The organism is Streptomyces sp. NPDC021115 (assembly GCF_044333065.1).
GTDB lineage: Bacteria > Actinomycetota > Actinomycetes > Streptomycetales > Streptomycetaceae > Streptomyces.
On sequence record NZ_JBIRQF010000004.1, the window covers coordinates 423561 to 442739 of the forward strand.

Here is a 19179-nt window from a genome sequence, read left to right on the forward strand (position 1 = left end):
ATGGCCGCCGAGAAGATGTCGCTCTCCAAGGCGATCAACGTGTCGCTGCGCACGGCGCTCGAGAGCGACCCCAAGGTCCTGATCATGGGGGAGGACGTCGGCAAGCTCGGCGGCGTCTTCCGCGTCACCGACGGGCTCCAGAAGGACTTCGGCGAGGACCGGGTCATCGACACCCCGCTGGCCGAGTCCGGCATCGTCGGCACCGCGATCGGGCTCGCGCTGCGCGGCTACCGCCCGGTGGTGGAGATCCAGTTCGACGGTTTCGTCTTCCCCGCGTACGACCAGATCGTCACGCAGCTCGCCAAGATGCACGCGCGGTCGCTCGGCAAGGTCAAGATGCCGGTCGTCATCCGCATCCCCTACGGCGGCGGCATCGGCGCGGTCGAGCACCACAGCGAGTCCCCCGAGGCGCTGTTCGCGCACGTCGCGGGGCTGAAGGTGATCTCGCCGTCCAACGCGTCCGACGCCTACTGGATGCTCCAGCAGGCCATCGGCAGCGACGACCCGGTGATCTACTTCGAGCCCAAGCGCCGCTACCACGACAAGGGCGAGGTCGACACCTCGGCGATCCCCGGCCCCCTGCACACCGCCCGGGTCGTGCGGCCCGGCACCGATCTCACCCTCGCGGCCTACGGCCCGATGGTGAAGGTCGCGCAGGACGCGGCCGCGGCCGCCGCCGAGGAGGGCAAGTCGCTGGAGGTCGTGGACCTGCGGTCGATGTCCCCGATCGACTTCGACACGGTCCAGCAGTCGGTCGAGCGGACCGGCAGGCTGGTCGTGGTGCATGAGGCACCGGTCTTCCTGGGGACCGGTGCGGAGATCGCCGCGCGCATCACCGAGCGGTGTTTCTACCACCTCCAGGCCCCGGTGCTGCGGGTCGGCGGCTATCACGCGCCGTACCCGCCTTCGCGGCTGGAGGACGAGTACCTGCCCGACCTGGACCGGGTGCTCGACGCCGTAGACCGTGCGTTGGCGTACTGAAGGGCTTGAGGAGATCGTGACGATGACCGCAGTCGAACAGCGCTTCCGTGAGTTCAAGATGCCCGACGTGGGCGAGGGACTGACCGAGGCCGAGATCCTCAAGTGGCTGGTCGCGCCAGGCGACACCGTGACCGACGGTCAGGTGGTCTGCGAGGTCGAGACCGCCAAGGCCGCGGTGGAGCTGCCCATTCCGTTCACCGGGGTGGTGCACGAGCTGCGCTTCGGCGAGGGCACCACCGTGGACGTGGGCACGGCCATCATCTCGGTGGACACCGACCCGGGCGCCGGGGACGCGCCCGCGCCCGCCGCCGCACCGGAGGCCGCCGCCGAGGCGCCCGCCGAGGCCGAGGAGCCGGAGGGGCGCCAGGCCAACCTGGTCGGCTACGGCGCCGCGCCCTCCTCCACCAAGCGCCGACCCCGTAAAGCCCAGCCGGGCCGCCAGCAGCGCCCGGCGGCCGCGCCCGCCCCGGCCCCGGCGCCCGCGCCCGCGGCGCCTGCCGCGCCGGTGCGCCCGGGGCCCGCCGCCCCCGAGCTGAACGGCCACACCGGGACCGCCCGGCCGCTGGCCAAGCCCCCGGTCCGCAAGCTCGCCAAGGACCTGGGCATCGACCTGGCGACGATCATCCCGACCGGCCCCGGCGGGATCATCACCCGCGAGGACGTCCACGCGGCCGTGGAGGCCCCCGTGGCGGCCCCGGAGCCGGTGACCCAGGCCGTGGCTGCCCGGGAGCGCCGGGTGCCCGTCAAGGGCGTACGGAAGGCCACCGCGCAGGCGATGGTGGGCAGCGCCTTCACCGCTCCGCACGTGACGGAGTTCGTGACCGTCGACGTCACCCGCACCATGAAGCTGGTCGCCGACCTCAAGCAGGACCCGGAGCTGGCCGGGCTGCGGGTCAACCCGCTGCTCCTGGTCGCCAAGGCGCTGCTGGTGGCCATCAAGCGCAACCCGGACGTCAACGCCTCCTGGGACGAGGAGAGCCAGGAGATCGTCTACAAGGACTACGTCAACCTGGGCATCGCGGCCGCCACCCCGCGCGGTCTGATCGTCCCGAACATCAAGGACGCGGACGCCAAGACGCTGCCCGAGCTGGCCGCCGCCCTCGGCGACCTGGTGTCCACCGCCCGCGACGGCAAGACCGCTCCGGCGGCGATGACCGGCGGCACGGTGACCATCACCAACGTCGGCGTCTTCGGCATCGACACCGGCACCCCGATCCTCAACCCCGGGGAGTCGGCGATCCTCGCCTTCGGCGCGGTCAAGCTCCAGCCGTGGGTCCACAAGGGCGAGGTCAAGCCGCGCCAGGTGACGACCCTCGCGCTCTCCTTCGATCACCGGCTGGTCGACGGCGAACTGGGCTCCAAGGTGCTCGCCGACGTCGCGGCCATCCTGGAACGCCCCAAGCGGTTGATCACCTGGGCCTGATGTGGGGCACCCCGACGGGTCGGGGTGCCATCACGCTCCGGGCTCTTGGTCCTACCGGCCGGGGGCCCTCCCAGCGGTAGCTGGGGGAGAACCGAGCCCTCAAAAAAGGGGGGTCCGCATCGCGGACGGGGGATACGCAGGCATACGTGTTGTATCTATGCTGTGCGCATCATGAGTACCGCCGATACGGTCACCAAGCCGCCGCCCGCCGCCGAACGCGTCTACACCCATGTCAAACAAGCCGTCCTGGAGCGCCGCTACGAGGGCGGCACGCTGCTGAGCGAGGGCGAGCTGGCCGAGGCCGTCGGGGTCTCCCGGACGCCGGTACGCGAGGCCCTGCTGCGGCTGGAGGTCGAGGGGCTGCTGAAGCTCTACCCCAAGAAGGGCGCCCTGGTGCTGCCCGTCTCCGCCCAGGAGATCGCGGACGTGGTGGAGACCCGGCTGCTGGTCGAGCAGCACGCGGTGGCCAAGGTGGTGCCCGCCGGGCCGCAGCTGCTGGCGCGGCTGGAGGAGCTGCTGGAGGAGCAGAAGGGGCACGCGGCGACCGGCGACCTGGCCGCGTTCGCGGCGGCCGACCGCTGCTTCCACGCGGAGATCGTCCGCGCGGCGGGGAACACGATCCTGGCCCAGCTGTACGACCAGCTGCGCGACCGGCAGCTGCGGATGGGCGTGGCCACCATGCACGCCGAGCCCGGCCGGATCGCCAAGAACATCACCGAGCACACCGAGATCCTGGACGCCCTGCGCGCCGGGGACGCGGGCTCGGCCGCCGGGTTCGTCCAGCGCCACATCAGCTGGGTGAACAACCTCGCCCGGGGAGACGTGCGATGACCACGCCCCGATTGCCCGGGGACCCGCCCGGCGGACGGCGTGCCGTCGCCATCTGGGGCCTGGGTGTCACCGTCTACTTCGTCGCCATCGTCTACCGCACCAGCCTGGGCGTGGCCGGGATCGACGCCGCCGAGCGCTTCCACATCAACGCCTCGGCGCTGTCCACCTTCTCCGTGCTCCAGGTGCTCGTCTACGCGGGCATGCAGATACCGGTCGGGCTGATGGTCGACCGGCTCGGCACCCGCAAGGTGCTCGCGCTGGGGATCGTGCTGTTCACCATCGGGCAGTTCGGCTTCGCGCTGTCCCACACGTACACCATGGCGCTGGGCTCCCGGGCGGTGCTCGGCTGTGGTGACGCGATGACGTTCATCAGCGTGCTGCGGCTCGGCTCGCGCTGGTTCCCGGCCCGCCGGGTGCCGCTGGTGGGCCAGTTCGCCGGGCTGATCGGCATGGCGGGCAACCTGGTCTCCACCCTGGTGATCGCCCAGATCCTGCACAGCGTCGGCTGGACCCCGACCTTCGCGGGCAGCGCGGTCGCCGGGGTGGTCATCCTCGTACTGGTGCTGCTCTTCCTCAAGGACCACCCGGAGGGGCACGAGCCGCCGCCGAACCGCTCCGCGCACAAGGGCTTCGTACGCCAGCAGATCGTGGACGCCTGGCGCGAGCCCGGCACCCGGCTCGGCATGTGGACGCACTTCACCACCCAGTTCCCCGGCATGGTCTTCCTGCTGCTGTGGGGGATGCCGTTCCTGGTGGAGGCGCAGGGGCTGTCCCGCGCCACCGCCGGTGAGTTGCTGACCGTGGTGGTGCTGTCCAACATCGTGATCGGCCTGGTCTACGGGCAGGTCATCGCCCGCCACCACGCCGCCCGCACCCCGCTGGCCCTCGGCACGGTCGGCGCGACCGCGCTGGTGTGGGGCACGGTGCTGTTCTGGCCCGGCGACCACGCGCCGCTGTGGATGCTGGCCCTGATGTGCGCGGTGCTCGGCGCGTGCGGCCCCGCGTCGATGATCGGCTTCGACTTCGCCCGCCCCGCCAACCCGCCCGAGCGCACCGGGACCGCGTCCGGCATCGTCAACATGGGCGGATTCACCGCCTCGATGAGCACTTTGCTCGCCATCGGCGTACTGCTGGACATGACCGGTCAGGACTTCCGCATCGCCTTCGCCGTGGTGTTCGTGCTCCAGGCGCTCGGCGTCTCGCAGATCCTGCGGCTGCGCGGCCGCGCGCACCGCAGGGAGCGCGAGCGCGTGGTCGCGAGCCGCGTCGAGGCGGTGCACGTACCGGCGTGAGCCCCTCAGCGGGTCACGGGGTGATCGCGAAGCGGGCCAGGATGGCGTCCGCCAGCTGCTGGTCCCCTTCGACCTTCACCTGCTCGGCGACCGCCTCGGCCCGCACCCGGCCGCAGGCGAGCCGTACGTACGTCTCCCAGTCCAGGGAGAGCGTGACGGTCGGGCCCAGCGACACACTGCCGTCGATCGAGGCCCGGCCGTCCGCGTCCACCCGTACGGTGCGCATGAACTCCATCGGGCCGTGCACGTCGAAGACCACCGCCGACTGGTGCGGGGCGCCCGCGTCCTCGGCGACCACCCTCGGCAGCGCGGACAGCAGCACGTCCCGGGTGATGTACGCGCCCGGCGAGTCCAGGTTGCCGGGCTGGTTCAGCGCCCGCCGCAGATCCTGCTCGTGCACCCACAGATCGACGGCCCGGCGGGCCAGGGCCTGCTCCAGGGGCAGCTCGCCGCCGCCCGGCCAGCGCACCATGGTGTCCGGCTGCCGCTTCTCGTTGCGCAGCTGGCGGGACCGCCGGATGACGGTGTACTCCAGCTCGGAGGTCATCTCGGGCGCCGTGTGACAGCGGCGCACATCGACCTGGACCTCGTGGTAACGCCCCAGCTCACCGTTCATATGGAACAGATCGCGCGGCAGCGTGTGGATGGGGCGCGGATCGCCGAGCATCTCGCACTCGAGGCCGATCACGTGCGAGACGATGTCCCGCACGGACCATCCCGGGCATTCGGTGGCGCGGTTCCACTCGCGCTCGGGGAGCGGAGTCACCAACTCCGATATGGCGTCGATGGAATGCGTCCAGGCGTCGATGGAGGTCTGAAGGCTGGGATGGACGGTCACGGGACCCCTCGGGCGGTTGGTACGCGGGCTGGGTGCAGGTGTGTGGCTTCAAGTTACGCTGCCCACGCGCACGAGGGCAGTGCTTCGAGTCCGATCGTAGGCCCGGAACGGCGGCTTTCCTCGTGTGAGCGGCGGCGGCCATCTCCCGCCCCCTTCGCCCCGGACCGGGACGGACCGGGGCGAGCCGGTCGAACCGGCCCGGGGAACCGGAGCGAATAGGCCGCTGTCCCGTCGGTTGCCCGGCATGGCCTTTCGCGAGAGAACACGTCCAGTCCCCATGCCAGGCCGCCATTTGCTGTCGTGCGGGTGGCGGCCTTGACGGCATGAGCAAGCGAGCGCGCGTCCGAGCTCTGCGCTGCATGGACGAGCCTGGGACAACAAGGCGGCATAAAACTCCCTATGGGCCTCAAATGCCATATTCTAATCTTGGACTTCTGGAAGTCTTGAACCATTGAGGTACCTTCCAGGGGGCTGATGTGCACCACCACACGATCGCCGACTTATACCTTCGCCTGTCGCTGGACAGGGAGGGCAAGACAGCCATCGACCGACAGGAAGCCGACTGCCGCGCGTGGGCGGAGCGGAACGGGCTGACCGTGCGGAAGGTGCACATGGACCGGGGGCGCTCCGGTTACAAGAGCGTCAGCCGTAAGGGCTTCGACGCGGCCATCACCGCTGTCACCTCTGGTGTCGTCGGCGTGCTGATCGTGTGGAAGCTGGACCGTCTGAGCCGCAAGGGCATCGGCGAAGCCGGCAAGGCGCTGGACGACATCAACCGTGTCGGTGGACGACTCGTGTCCGTCATGGACGGTCTCGACACCAACAACGACAGCGCCCGCGTCACCATCGCACTTCTCGCTGAGCTTGCCCGCAACGAGTCCCGGAACCTGGGGATGCGGGTCGGGAACGCGAAGCGGTATCTGCGCCAGAAGGGGCAATGGATCGGCGGCCAGCCCCCGTACGGGCTCAAGGTGGACCCGGAGACGAAGAAGCTTGTGCACGATCCGGAGACGGCCGTGTACGCACGCTTGATCGCTGACGAAGCTCTCTCAGGAAAGGCACTCGTTCACGTCGCTCGGCTCCTGAACACGCACGGAGTCGAGTCTCCCCGTGGCGGTGAGTGGAACTCGTCCAGTGTGATGCAGCTTCTCCGCGCTCCCGCCTTCGCGGGTCTCATGCCACTGACGGAGTACACGGAGGCAGCAGACGGCACGCGGAAGTACAACGGCAAGGTAGTGCCATACCGCGATCCCGAGACGCTGGACACCGTCAGCATCGGCGAAGGCATCATCACGGTCGGGGAGCGTGAGCTCATCATCCGACAGCTCGAATCGCGCACGTTCCCGCTTGCCGGTAAGCGTCACGGGCACAAGCAGGGGACGTCGCTGCTTACGGGCGTTGCGCGCTGCGGCCTGTGCGGGTCCCGGATGAGCAAGGCGGGAACGTCATACGCGTGTGCCAGTAACCGCATGGGGCGGGGCTGCGAAGGCGTATCCGTGCGAGTCGAGAGCCTTGACGTCTATGTGACGGAAGCATTCCTGTCGCGACTGCCCGCGTTGGGACCAGAGGATCCGCTTCTGGCCGCCATCGCCGACCGTTGGGTCAAGAAGGAAGACCCGGAAGTTTTCGCGAAGCGTGACGCCATTGACGCGGAGATTCAGGAGGAAGAAGCCCGCCTGGCTGACCTTGGGGAAGCTCGCTACGTGCGTGGGGAATTCAACGGGGCGGACGCCGTTGACCGCTACAACCGTCTTGCCGGGAGGCTGCGTGGCCGCATTGACGGTCTGCGCGCTGATCTGGCGAGTCTGCCGACGCCTGCTGTGGATCTCACGCCGTTGCTGGACGGTGTACTTCTGCGAGAAGCATGGGAAGCCGACGACGTGACGGGCAGACGTGAACGGCTCCGGCTGGCGATTGACCGCGTCGAAGTCGGTAAGGGGCGGGTGGGCGTCCGCTTCGACGGCGACGAACGCTGTCGGATCGCGTGGGCCGAGCGTGCGGATGACGCGGGTCGACGACCAGGACGCGCGGTTGCAGCACGCCGCATTGACGGAAGCTGACTGCGCCCGGATCTTCACGGACAAGGCGAGCGGGAAGAGCACACAGCGCCCGGAGCTGGCCGCCGTCCTGGACTACCTGCGCCCTGGTGACGTCCTGTGCGTCTGGAAGCTCGACCGCTTCGCCCGCTCGCTCATCGACTTGGTGACGATGGTGGACGGCCTGGCCGCCCGTGGCATCGGCTTCAAGGTGCTGACGGGCGCTCTCGCCAGCATCAATCCGAATACCCCCGACGGGCGCTTGATGCTCCAGGTGGTCGGAGCCATGGCGGAGTTCGAACGCTCGCTGATCAAGGACCGTACCCGAGCGGGGCTTGAAGCCGCCAAGGCTCAGGGGCGAACGGGCGGACGGCCGACGGTGATGGACGCTGACAAACTCGCTGCGGCCAAGGCGCGTAAGGCTCAGGGTGAGAGCGTGACGGCGATCGCCAAGGCACTCAAGGTCTCCCGCGCCAGCCTGTATCGGGCACTTGCCGACAAGGAGTGACCGGGAGCGCTGTGAGGGACCGTCTGGCATCGCACCGGACGGTTCTTTCGTGTTCGGGGCAGCGAGCGAACTCGGTGGGGTGAGCGTCGTGCAACTTTCGGTTGTCTGCGTGGGTGTGGGCGTACGCTGAGTGAACGGCCCTACTTCGTGCCAGGGAGTCCCTATGACCGAACTCTCCGAAGAGCTGACGACTGGCGAACGCATCCGTATCCAGCGCGAGCGGCGCGGCATGTCCCGGCCCGTGCTGGCTGGTCTGGTGGGCCGGTCGCCGGACTGGCTGAAGAAGATCGAGAGGGGGGACCGTGAACTCCGCTCGCTCCCGATGCTGGTCCGTCTCGCTCAGGTGCTCAGGCTGGACGACCTGTCCATCCTGACCGGTGACGAACCGCCCATGCCCGTGGACCAGTGGGGGAAGCTTTCTCATCCGTCGGTGCCAGCGCTGCGGGACGCCGTACACGCATCGATCTTCCGACGGTCCGCCTACGAACTGGGCAGCACGGACGAACTGGGCGGACGTGTAAGGCAAGCATGGGTCACCTGGCACAGCTCCCCCCACCAGCGGACCGAAGTGGGCACGGTGCTGCCGGACTTGCTCACCGCATGCCACGCGGTCGTCAAGCGGTCCGATGGTGATGAGCGTCGTAAGGCGTACCGGGTCATGGCTGAGGCGTACGCGCTCGCGCAGCAATACGCCGCGCACACTACGGAGCCTGAGCTGTACTGGCTCACGGTTGACCGTGCCCGTATGGCCGCCGAGGAGTCGGACGACCCCGTGATGTTGGCTGCTGCCGCGTGGATCGTCGGCAACGGGCTCCGGGGGAACGGGCACACGGAGGAGGCGCTACGGCTGGTCAGCGAAGCGGCCGACACGCTGCGCGGGCAGTTGGAGAACGGACCTGACATCGTGCGCGGCACTTTCGGGGCGCTGTGCCTGCACGCTGCCGTTACGGCGGCCAAGGAAGGCAGGGAAGGGGACGCGTGGCGCTGGTGGGACGAAGCCGACTCCACGGCCCGCCGCATGCCCGACTACGCCCATCCGTGGACGATGTTCGGCACGGGCAACGTGGCCGTGCACGCCGTATCCATCGGGGTGGATCTGCGCACGCCAGGGGCGGCGCTGCGGAAGGCGACGGAGACAGTGCCCGAGTCCATCCCGTCCGTGGAGCGTCGATCCCGACTGTTCCTGGACGCTGCCCGGTCGGAGTACGCACGGAAGGAACACGCCGGCTCGCTGCACTACCTCCGCAAGGCTGTGGAAACATCCCCCGAAGCGGTTCGCTACGTCCCGTCCGGCCGACGTCTGGCCGCTGATCTGGCACTCAACGTTCCGGTCCCATTGCGCACCGATGCTCAGGAACTGGCCGAGTCGGTAGGTGTCGCCGCGTAACCCGAATGGGCGGGGGGACGCTCCGTCCCTGTTGTGGGCTCTCGTGCCCCCTACGGTCATTCGACCCATTGTCGAGACCCAGGGGGCGCATTCATGGGCAGCATCGTACGGCTACTCCCGTGGCCCGGTCCGGACGGGAAGCCGTGTTACTTACAGACCGATGACCAAGGTGGCTTCCTTTCCCGGCTCGCCGACGAGATGGAAGCCGTGCAACTCACCATGGGCGCGGAACTCCTTGGCCACGCCCGCTCGGTGCTGGAGGGCCGGGAGGCTTCGCCCGTGGAACTGCGGTTCCTGGTTGCAAGACTCAGCGAAGCCTTGACGGACGCGCTCAGGGTCGCGCGGAGCAGAGGTGACCGTATCCCCGTCCCGGACGACGATGACACGGGAGACGCCTGCCTGGCACCTTCGCCGGGGGCGTCGAGATGAGCCGCGCGGTGTTCCGCTTCGTGCCGCACACGATCAGGCACGTTCCGGATGGTGGCACGACGTTCGAGGCGTTCTGCGTCACGGTTGGCTGCGATGAGGAATCCGGTGCGCAGGATGAGCGGGAGGCGGCGCAGGACTGGGCGCTGGGGCACACCGGGCGCACCGGTCACGACCTATTCCGACGCGTCGTGACCGATCATGCTCGGGTGACCCGTGAGGGGTAGCCGATGTCTCCTGTCGCGCGAGTGGCACCCTTGACGTCATGAGTAAGCGTCCCCGCGTCCGCGCCCCCGAGCTGCAAGGACGAGCCTGGATCAACACGGGCGGCAAAGACCTGTCCCTTGCGGATTTCAAAGGCCGCACATTGATCTTGGATTTTTGGACGTTCTGCTGTGTGAATTGTCTGCACGTCCTGGACGAGCTGCGGGAGCTGGAGGAGAAGCACCGCGACACCGTCGTGATCGTCGGGGTGCACTCGCCGAAGTTCGTCCACGAGGCCGAGCACCAGGCCGTCGTGGACGCCGTCGAGCGCTACGGGGTGCACCACCCGGTCCTCGACGACCCGGAGCTGGCCACCTGGAAGCAGTACGCCGTGCGGGCCTGGCCCACCCTCGTCGTCATCGATCCCGAGGGCTACGTCGTCGCCCAGCACGCGGGCGAGGGGCATGCCCACGCCATCGAGACCCTGGTGGGGCAGCTGGAGGCCGAGCACGCCGCCAAGGGCACCCTGCGCCGCGGCGACGGCCCCTACGTACCGCCCGAGCCCGTCCCCACCGAGCTGCGCTTCCCCGGCAAGGCGCTGCTGCTGCCCGGCGGCACCTTCCTGGTCTCCGACACCACCCGCCACCAGCTGGTCGAGCTGGCCGCCGACGGCGAGAGCGTGGTGCGGCGCGTCGGCACGGGGACACGCGGCTTCGCCGACGGTCCCGCGGACCGGGCCCGGTTCAGCGAGCCGCAGGGGCTCGCCGCGCTGCCCGACGGCACGGTGGCGGTCGCCGACACCGTGAACCACGCGCTGCGCCGCTACGACCCCGCGACCGGCGAAGTCACCACGCTCGCCGGAACCGGCCGCCAGTGGTGGCAGGGCTCGCCCGCCGAGGGGCCCGCCCGCGACGTCGACCTGTCCTCGCCCTGGGACCTGGCCTGGTTCGACGGCCTGCTGTGGATCGCCATGGCGGGCGTGCACCAGCTGTGGACGTACGACCCTGAGGCGAAGACCGTACGGGCCGCCGCCGGGACCACCAACGAGGGCCTGGTGGACGGGCCCGCGGACCAGGCGTGGTTCTCCCAGCCGTCCGGGCTCGCCGCGACCGCCGACCGGCTGTGGGTCGCCGACTCCGAGAGCTCAGCGGTGCGCTGGGTCGAGCGGGACGGCGACGGCTTCGCCGTGCGCACCGCCGTCGGCACCGGGCTCTTCGACTTCGGCCACCGGGACGGCGCCGCCGACCAGGCCCTGCTCCAGCATCCGCTGGGCGTCACCGCGCTGCCCGACGGCTCGGTCGCCGTAGCTGACACCTACAACCACGCGCTGCGCCGCTACGACCCGGCCACCGGCGAGGTGACCACGCTCGCCACGGATCTGCGCGAGCCGTCCGGCGCGGTGCTGGCCGACCGGGACATCGTGGTCGTGGAGTCCGCCCGGCACCGGCTGACCCGGCTGCGGCTGCCCGAGGAGGCCGTACGGGTCGAGGCGGTCGCCCACCGCACCCAGCGCGCCGCCACCGACATCGCCCCGGGCACGCTCCGGCTGGACGTGGTCTTCCAGGCGCCGGCGGGCCAGAAGCTGGACACCCGCTACGGCCCCTCCACCCGGCTGCTGGTCAGCTCGACCCCGCCCGGGCTGCTGGCGGGCGGCGAGGGCGCGGGTACGGAGCTGCGCCGCGAGCTGGTGCTGGCCGAGGGGGTGGCCGAGGGCGTGCTGCACGTCTCGGCGATGGCCGCGTCCTGCGACGACGACCCACAGAACGAATTCCCGGCCTGCCATGTGCACCAGCAGGACTGGGGCGTTCCGGTCCGCGTCACCGAGGGCGGTGCGGCCCGGCTGCCGCTGGTCCTCGCCGGGCTGGACGAGCCGGGGCCGGACGAGGAGTCCTGACCGAGCGGGACTCAATCAGGGCAGTTGGGGAGCGATGTGTACTGCACCTGGTCATGATCGATCCGGATGGCCGGGATCCACATCCGCTTGCCGTCTCGTAAGACGCGGAACCACATACTGCTGTGCCCGCCCGCCTCGTCGGTGACGGTGACGCCGTTGGCGATGCGGCAGTCGGCGCGCAGCACGTCGCCGTGGAAGGCCCGGCCCGTGATGTTGGAGGGCCGGTAGGCCATGTACGGGTCCCCCGCCAGGCCCAGGGCGCAGCTACGGACGCGCTTGTCCTGGCAGGTCTTCTCGGCGTTGAAGACGGTGATCCGGGCGTTGCCCAGGGGCGCGGGGGGCTTGTCGTCGTCCGACGACCGCAGGGCGAGCACGCCGCCGGTGGCCCCGGCCACGACGGCGACCGTGCCCACCGCCGCGAGCGTGAGCCGCAGCCGACGCCGCCGCGGCCGGCCCTGCGGCGGCGGGGCGGTGGGCGCGGCTTCGCCCCCGGTTTCCACCAGGTCGGCGGCCTCGTTGGCGCGGTGGAGCAGCTTCACCAGCTCCGGCAGCCGGTCCTCGGCGGTGAAGGAGAGCTTGCCCCACTGGACCAGGAGCCGTTCGTCGGGCAGGCTCTGGCCGCGCAGATAGCGGGACAGGGACGAGCGGCTGGCGGGCAGCCGGCCCTCCAGCTCCTTGAGGCTCAGGCCCAGTTCGCCGTGCATGTGGCGCAGTGCGGTCACGAATTCCCGTACCGGGCCGGACAGTTCCTCGGGAAGCGGGGCGAGCGGCTTTCGTCGTGGATTCTCGGACTGATTCGGATGCGCTGGCACGCTTCCCATTGGAGCATGTGGATCATGAACATGACGAGCGACACGTCCACACCCCCGAGGTGGACGTGCCGCTCGTTACCCGAACCGGATCGTTCACGGATCGATCCGTGAACTTCCCGATCAGTCCGTGAACTTCAGCGGACGGTAGGGCTTGTACTCGCTGCCCGGCGCCAGGCCGTAGGTGCGGGTCGTGTGGTCCGTACCGAAGTCGCCGCGCTGCTCGTACGAGGTGTACGAGGTGTGGGCGTCGTTGTTCCACTTCTCGAACATCACGACATGGCGGGTGTTGTTGTCGCCGGACGCGTCGATCAGCAGATCGCCCGGCTTGAGGTCGTTCACCGCGATCGGCTTGGTGATGCCGGAGCCGGTGAGGCCCACGGTGTTGGTGCCGGGCGTCTTCAGGCCCAGCGCCATGGAGACGTAGCCCGAGCAGTCCTGGCGGTAGCCGTCCTTCCAGATCTTGGCCTGGCTGTACGGGACCCGGCCGCCGCCGTTGGCCGTGAGCCAGGTGGAGGCGCGCTGGAGGGCCTCGGCGCGGGAGCCGCCGGGCTGGGGCGGCTTCGGCGGCTGCTGACCGCCGTTCTGCACGGGTACGCCGGGCAGGGAGTCCTCGGGGATGTCGACGGCGAGGACGCTCAGGAAGCCGTTGACCGGCCCGGTGATGTGCGCCATGTACGTCGAGCAGGCGCCGCCCTCGCACGCCTTCTTGCCGGTGTCGACCTGGTAGTCGGCGGTGATGCGGTCCTGCCCCGCCTGGTCCTTGTTGATCATGCCGACGGACGGCGAGCCGGTGTCGGCCGTCTGGTGGACGACCCAGCGGGTGCCCCAGGTGGGGAAGTCGGCGGCCGCGGCCGCCTTGGTGCCGAACTCCCCGCTGGTCGTCTTCAGCTTGAGGGCGCTGCCCTTGCCCTTCGCTGCCCCCGTGTCGCGGCTCAGGGCGTTCTTGTCGACCGACTGCTCCTTGCCCGCCTTCGCCGCCTTCGCGTCATGGCCGCCGGTGTTCCCGCCGCCCGACGAACAACCCACGAGTCCGGCGGCGCCGATGCCCGCCGCGGCGATCGTGGGAAGCACCTTGCGCAGGACGGTCCGGCGCCGGGCGGTTGTGGTGGAGTGCGTCATGTGTGGAATCCCCCTGTGACGAAGGGCGCCGACTGACCGCCGGAGCCGCTCGGTTGGCGCCGCCGGGCCGATCCGCCGCGGCGACGGGAACCACTGTGGGCCGGACGGCGGGGGATGCCGGGGGAGCGGCTGTCCCATGGGACGTCTCGTCCCGTCACACCCCTTCCGACCTGCGGTGACGCGACCGGGGGCAGCCGGGCGCGGGACACCGGGAGCGGCCTCGTGGGACATGTCGGGACAGCGGACGGCCCCCGCCTGAGGCGGGGGCCGTCGGGGACACGCAGCCGGGGGGAGGCGGCTGCGTGTCCGTCTGGGAAATTCGTGGGGCGCCGATTACCAGGTGAGCGCGTCGGAGGCGGTGCGCTGCCAGTAGGTCACCTTGGCGCTGCTGTCGACGTACACCCCGCCGTTCGGCAGGTTCACCGTGGTCGAGCTGTCGAGGCCCTTGAGGAACACCTCGAGCTGGGTCTCCTTGGCGCCCTCGGCGCCCGAGCCGTCGGCGCTGGAGGTGGCGATGCCCGCGTAGGCGGACTCTCCGGGGGCCAGCGTGACGACGGCCTGCGGCTTGCTGTCCTCGAACGCCGGGGTGGCGGCCTGGCCGTTGCCGAAGCGGAGGATGGGGTAGTAGGGGGCGTTGCAGTCCACCCCGGCCCGGTTGGTGAACTTCAGCAGCAGGTGGTTGACCGGCCGCTTGACCGACTCGACGCTCACCGCGGCCTTGTTGACGTCGCAGGTGCCGATCTCCTGGGCGTCGTCCGAGCCGGTGCCGCCGTCGTTCTTCGCGGCAGCGCCCCCGCCCTTCCCGGCCTTCTCGGTGGTGTCCTGCCCGCCGGTGCCGCTGCCCTGCGCACCGCCCTTCGCACCGCCGGTGGTGTTCCCGCCGCCGTTGTCACCGCCGTTGTCGCTGCCGCCGCGGGCCCCGGCGTCGGCGCCCTGGTCGGCCTGGGCCGTGGCCGAGGACTCGGCCTTGCCCGAGCTCTTGGCACCCGTACCGTCGTTGTCGCCGCAGGCCGTGAGGGTCAGGCCCGCGGCGACGACCGTGAGACCGGCGGCGACGGAGCGGATGGTGCGGGCGTGGCGGGCGAGGAAGGCGGTGGAGTGCGGCATGGTGGGTTCCCCCGGTGTGATCGGCTGCTGTCCGGTACGACAACAACTCTGTCCGGGGCCGCTGGCGTATCGCTGCCGTCCGGCTGCCGATCGCTAACGCCCCACTAACGCCCCACCGCACAACCCGATTTCAGGGCTGTCCTTCCCCCTCGCCGGGCGGCCCCGCGGGCCTGCCGCCGTCGCCCTGGGCGAAGAGTTTCACCAGGTCACTCATGACGTAGCGGTTGGTGGCCTCCTCGTCCAGCAGATGCATTTCGGCAAGCCGCTCCAGGGAGTCCTGGATCAGATCGGGGTCCGCCCCGGACAGCGCCGCCGCCTCCGCGGTGTTGACCTCCCGGGCGAAACCGGCGCCGAGCGCCCGCAGCAGCTGGGCGTCGTCAGCGGAAAGCCGGGCCAGGGAGTTGCGCAGCGCGGCCGCCACCCCGGCGTCCTCCGCCGACAGCAGGGCCAGCCGCCGCCGCTCGTCGCGCAGCGCGGTCGCCAGCCGGGCCAGCCGCCACCGCGGCCGGGCCACCAGCTGGGCGGAGGCGGCGCGCAGCGCGAGCGGCAGCCCGTCGCACAGCGTCACCAGCTCGTGCGCGGCGGCCGGGTCCTCGGCGACCCGGTCGGGGCCGAGCAGCGCGCCGATCAGGGCCACCCCGTCGTCGGGGCCGAGCGCGTGCAGCCGCACCGGGCGGGCGGCATCGGTGGCGATCAGCCCGTCAAGCCGGGACCGGCTGGTGACCAGCGTGGCGCAGTGCGCGCCGCCGGGCAGCAGCGGACGCACCTGGGCCGAGCTGCTGGCGTTGTCCAGCACCACCAGCAGCCGCCGCTGCGCCACCAGCGAGCGGTACAGGGCCCCCGCGGCCTGCTCCGAGGGCGGTATCTGGTCGGCCGGGGTGCCCATGGCGAGCAGGAACTCCCGCAGCACATCGGCGGGTTCGGCCTCCTCGCCGCCGCTGAAGCCGCGCAGATCGGCGAAGAGCCGCCCGTCGGGGAAGGCGGTGGCGTACGCATGGCCCCAGTGCACGGCCAGGCCCGTCTTGCCGACTCCGGCGGCCCCGGTGACGAGGGTGATGCCGCCCTCGGCGGGGAGCCCGGCAGCGCCGCCGTACGGGCGGTCCTGCCCGGCCCCTGGCAGCGCCAGCCGGGTCAGCTCGGCCAGTTCCGCGTCCCGGCCCAGGAACCCGGCGGGCGGCCGCGGCAGCAGCTCCGGCGCGGGCCCCGGCGCGGGAGCGCCGGGCGCCCCCGCGGCCGCGGCCGGTGACGCGGCCGGGGCCTCGGCGCCGCCGCGCGGGTCGTGCGGGGTGCGCGGGTCGCGCGGCTCGGGCTGCGGCTCCGCGGGCACCGCCCGCAGGATCTCCTGGTACGCGGCGGTCAGCCGCTCCCCCGGGTCGACGCCCAGGTCGTCGGCGAGCATTTCGCGGGTGCGGTGGAACCAGGCGATCGCGTCGGACTGCCGCCCGGTGCGGTACAGCACCAGCATCAGATCCGCGATCAGCCCCTCGCGCAGCGGATTGGCGAGCGCGGCCGGATGCAGCACGCCCGCCGCCTTCTCGTACTCGCCGAGTGCCCCGTGCGCCCGGGCCAGGGCCTCCACGGCGGTCAGCCGCCGCTCCTCCAGGGCGTGCGCGGCCGCCGCGAACGGCGGGCTGGCCACCGTCCCGGTGAGCGCCGGGCCGCGCCACAGCCCGAGCGCCCGGCGCAGCATCGGCACGGCGTCGGCGGGCGCGGACTCGGGGTCGGCGCGAGCCACCAGGTCGTCGAAGCGCACGGTGTCCACCAGCGTGGCGGGCAGCCGGAGCAGATAGGCGGAAGCGTGGGTGGTCAGCTCGACGCCGTGTTCGTCGGCGCCGCCCTCGGCGAGGGCCGCGCGCAGCCGGGAGACATGGCCCTGGATGACGGTACGGGCGTGGGCGGGCGGCTCGTCCTCCCACAGACCGGCCACCAACTGCTCCACGGAGACGGTCGAGTTGGGACGCAGGAGCAGCATGGCGAGCACGCTGCGGCGCTTGGACGGTCCCAGTGGCAGTTCGACCGGGGCCTCAGCGGGGCCTGTGGTCACGGACACCGGGCCCAGCAGCGAGAAGTGCAACTCAGCCCTCCAGAAAGGCGGTCAGCGCCTTGGCGAGCAGCCGCGGGTCCTGGGCCCCGCACAGTTCGCGCGCGGAGTGCATGGACAGGATCGCGACGCCGATGTCGACGGTGGCGATGCCGTGCCGGGCGGCGGTGATCGGTCCGATCGTGGTGCCGCACGGCATCGCGTTGTGGGAGACGAAACTCTGCCAGGGCACGCCCGCGCGCTCGCAGGCGGCGACGAAGACGGCCCGCCCGGAGCCGTCGGTGGCGTACCGCTGGTTGACGTTGACCTTGAGGATGGGACCTCCGTTGGGCCGCGGGTGATGACCCGGCTCATGGCGTTCGGCGTAGTTGGGGTGGACGGCGTGGCCGGTGTCGGAGGACAGGCAGACGGTGCCCGCGAAGGCCCGCGCCCGGTCCTCGTAACCGCCGCCGCGCGCGTAGACGGAACGTTCGAGCACGTTGCCGAGCAACGGGCCCTCCGCCCCGGTGTCGGACTGGCTGCCGTTCTCCTCGTGGTCGAAGGCGGCGAGCACCGGGATGTACGGCAGCTCCGGGCGGGCCGCGGCGGCGGTGAGCGCGGCCGTCCCGGCGTGCACGGACAGCAGGTTGTCCATCCGGGGCCCGGCGACCAGCTCGCGGTCCCGGCCGAGGTAGGCGGGCGGCTCGACGCTGTGCACCATCAGGTCCCAGCCGGTCACGTCCTCGGCCGCCACCCCGGTCTCCTCGGCGACGAACCGGATGAGGTCGCCCTCCTCGGTGGTGCCCAGACCCCACACCGGGGTCATGTGGCGCTGCTTGTCGAGCTTGAGCCCGTCGGTGTTCACTGACCGGTCGAGATGGACGGCGAGCTGCGGCACGCGCAGCAGGGGTCTGTCGACGGTGACGAGCCGGCTGGAGCCGTCCCGGAGGGCGATCCGGCCGGACAGCCCGAGGTCGCGGTCGAGCCAGGTGTTGAGGAGGGCGCCGCCGTAGATCTCCACGGCGATCTGCCGCCAGCCGTGGGCCCCGGTGTCGGGGATCGGCTTGACGCGCAGATTGGGAGAGTCGGTGTGAGCGCCCACAATCCGGTACGGAGTGGCGGGGCCCGCGTCCTCCGGCACGTACCAGGCGATGATCGCGCCGCCCCGCAGCACATACCGCCCGCCCGCCGCGCCGTCCCAGGCCGCCGTCTCCTCGGCCTGCCGGAACCCGGCCTTCTCCAGGCGCTCCGCCGTGTTCGCGACCGCGTGGTACGGCGAGGGGCTGGCGCGGAGGAAGGACATCAGGTCGTCGGTATGGCCGCGGTCGATGCCGGGGTGTGCGCTCATGACATCAGCATAGATTCGGGACGGCCCTGCCTGCCCGGGTGCGGTGGTCCCAGGGACGGGACTTGAGACGTCCGTCCGTGGGGTGGCGTTGATCCAATCTGATGAAAGCACGTCAGACCGGCGGTATAAAAGTCGCGTATCGGCCGATAGTCCCCTTAACCGCTCACCATCGCACTCAAGGGGACAGCGGATGCGCGTTCTTCGACACCTTCTCGTCGTCCTGGGGTCGCTGCTGCTGCTCTGCGGCGGTGGACCGGCCATGGCGGACCCCGCCGGGCTGCTCCCCTCCGGACGGCTGCCCGCCCCGGCTCCGGCGCCCCGGCCCACACCCGATGCCGCGGCGGCGGAGAAGGGGGCCGCTTCCGGCGCCAAGGGCCATCCGCCCTGTCCCACCACCGACCGCATCGGGGGGACCAACTCCGCACCCGCCCAGCCCTTTCAGCGGTACCACAAGGGCGACTGGCGGCTCGGCCCCGCCGCACTGCCCACCGCGGGCGCGATCGGGAAGATGCTGAAGGGCTATCAGCGGTTGGGCGGCCTCTCCGCCGCCGCGTTCCTGAAGTGCTCCTGGACCGAGCAGACCGGCGGCTGGTGGTATCCGTCCCCGGACGGCTGGGTGCTGCTGAACGGTGTACCGCTCAAGACGACCATCACCCTGAAGGTGGGGCAGAAGGTCGACCTCTTCGGCGCCGGCTTCAGCCACTTCCTCGCCCCCGCGGGCACCCCGTACGCGGAGCGCGGGCTGCCGCCGGCCAGTCTGAACACCTACGATCCGGCGTACCCGTACGGCTATCACCTCTACGAGGTCACCAAGCCGTTCCTGGTGGACGCGGGACCCAGCAGACCCTGGTTCGGGCAGCCGGGCAACGGAATCCGGTATCTGACGGGACCGTCGATTCGTCAGCTCGTTGCCGCGGGTAACCTGCGGCCGCTGAACTGACGACGCATCCTGG

General features: G+C 71.0%; 16 protein-coding genes. 10 read left to right on the plus strand and 6 right to left on the minus strand.

All coding sequences use genetic code 11. The features are described 5' to 3' along the window. The 4 genes from ACH4TL_RS15910 to ACH4TL_RS15925 all read left to right on the plus strand — a co-directional run bounded on the left by ACH4TL_RS15910 (window position 1) and on the right by ACH4TL_RS15925 (window position 4527). Window positions 1-981: an alpha-ketoacid dehydrogenase subunit beta gene (locus tag ACH4TL_RS15910; protein WP_398314409.1), complete on the plus strand. Its 981-nt coding sequence runs from the start codon at window positions 1-3 to the stop codon at window positions 979-981. Between the two features lie 22 nt (window positions 982-1003). Next, window positions 1004-2404, plus strand: coding sequence for a dihydrolipoamide acetyltransferase family protein (locus ACH4TL_RS15915; RefSeq protein ID WP_398314411.1), 1401 nt, complete (start codon window positions 1004-1006; stop codon window positions 2402-2404). Between the two features lie 171 nt (window positions 2405-2575). Continuing rightward, window positions 2576-3235: a GntR family transcriptional regulator gene (locus ACH4TL_RS15920; RefSeq protein WP_398314413.1), complete on the plus strand. Its 660-nt coding sequence runs from the start codon at window positions 2576-2578 to the stop codon at window positions 3233-3235. Further along, the gene (locus ACH4TL_RS15925) at window positions 3232-4527 is read left to right on the plus strand and encodes a nitrate/nitrite transporter (RefSeq protein WP_398314415.1); all 1296 of its coding nucleotides are present in this window, start codon (window positions 3232-3234) and stop codon (window positions 4525-4527) included. The genes ACH4TL_RS15920 and ACH4TL_RS15925 overlap by 4 nt, the downstream gene beginning before the upstream one ends. 13 nt (window positions 4528-4540) lie before the next feature. Here the strand turns inward: ACH4TL_RS15925 and ACH4TL_RS15930 are convergent, their stop codons facing one another. Continuing rightward, entirely contained in the window at window positions 4541-5365 is an 825-nt protein-coding gene (locus ACH4TL_RS15930; RefSeq protein ID WP_398314417.1) for a maleylpyruvate isomerase family mycothiol-dependent enzyme, read from the minus strand. A 476-nt stretch (window positions 5366-5841) separates the two neighbouring features. On the opposite strand from ACH4TL_RS15930, the gene ACH4TL_RS15935 reads away from it, so the two are divergent. The 5 genes from ACH4TL_RS15935 (at window position 5842) to ACH4TL_RS15955 (ending at window position 11820) form a co-directional block, all read left to right on the plus strand. Further along, window positions 5842-7425, plus strand: coding sequence for a recombinase family protein (locus tag ACH4TL_RS15935; protein ID WP_398314419.1), 1584 nt, complete (start codon window positions 5842-5844; stop codon window positions 7423-7425). Then, window positions 7367-7909 carry a recombinase family protein gene (locus ACH4TL_RS15940; protein WP_398314421.1) on the plus strand — a complete coding sequence of 181 codons (543 nt, stop codon included), beginning with the start codon at window positions 7367-7369 and terminating at the stop codon, window positions 7907-7909. The genes ACH4TL_RS15935 and ACH4TL_RS15940 overlap by 59 nt, the downstream gene beginning before the upstream one ends. A 163-nt stretch (window positions 7910-8072) precedes the next feature. Further along, window positions 8073-9296 carry a helix-turn-helix domain-containing protein gene (locus ACH4TL_RS15945; RefSeq protein ID WP_398314423.1) on the plus strand — a complete coding sequence of 408 codons (1224 nt, stop codon included), beginning with the start codon at window positions 8073-8075 and terminating at the stop codon, window positions 9294-9296. A gap of 425 nt (window positions 9297-9721) precedes the next feature. Then, window positions 9722-9949: a hypothetical protein gene (locus ACH4TL_RS15950; protein WP_398314425.1), complete on the plus strand. Its 228-nt coding sequence runs from the start codon at window positions 9722-9724 to the stop codon at window positions 9947-9949. Window positions 9950-9987: 38 nt separating this feature from the next. Then, a complete protein-coding gene (locus tag ACH4TL_RS15955) occupies window positions 9988-11820 on the plus strand; it encodes an NHL domain-containing thioredoxin family protein (protein WP_398314427.1) in 1833 nt (610 codons plus the stop codon). A gap of 11 nt (window positions 11821-11831) precedes the next feature. On the opposite strand, the gene ACH4TL_RS15960 is transcribed toward ACH4TL_RS15955, so the two are convergent. The 5 genes from ACH4TL_RS15960 to ACH4TL_RS15980 form a co-directional block, all read right to left on the minus strand. Further along, window positions 11832-12641: an XRE family transcriptional regulator gene (locus ACH4TL_RS15960; protein WP_398314429.1), complete on the minus strand. Its 810-nt coding sequence runs from the start codon at window positions 12639-12641 to the stop codon at window positions 11832-11834. Window positions 12642-12752: 111 nt separating this feature from the next. Continuing rightward, window positions 12753-13751 carry a hypothetical protein gene (locus ACH4TL_RS15965; protein WP_398314431.1) on the minus strand — a complete coding sequence of 333 codons (999 nt, stop codon included), beginning with the start codon at window positions 13749-13751 and terminating at the stop codon, window positions 12753-12755. A 333-nt stretch (window positions 13752-14084) separates the two neighbouring features. Next, window positions 14085-14858 (minus strand): DUF4232 domain-containing protein, encoded by a 774-nt coding sequence (locus ACH4TL_RS15970; protein WP_398314433.1) that lies wholly within the window; start codon window positions 14856-14858, stop codon window positions 14085-14087. Window positions 14859-14988: 130 nt separating this feature from the next. Continuing rightward, window positions 14989-16932 carry a BTAD domain-containing putative transcriptional regulator gene (locus ACH4TL_RS15975; protein ID WP_398314435.1) on the minus strand — a complete coding sequence of 648 codons (1944 nt, stop codon included), beginning with the start codon at window positions 16930-16932 and terminating at the stop codon, window positions 14989-14991. A gap of 1 nt (window position 16933) precedes the next feature. Continuing rightward, window positions 16934-18226, minus strand: a complete 1293-nt coding sequence (locus ACH4TL_RS15980; protein WP_398314437.1) for a M18 family aminopeptidase — start codon at window positions 18224-18226, stop codon at window positions 16934-16936. 190 nt (window positions 18227-18416) lie between these two features. Here ACH4TL_RS15980 and ACH4TL_RS15985 point away from each other — a divergent pair, with 190 nt between their 5' ends. Further along, window positions 18417-19166, plus strand: coding sequence for a TNT domain-containing protein (locus ACH4TL_RS15985; protein ID WP_398314439.1), 750 nt, complete (start codon window positions 18417-18419; stop codon window positions 19164-19166). Window positions 19167-19179 lie beyond the last annotated feature (13 nt).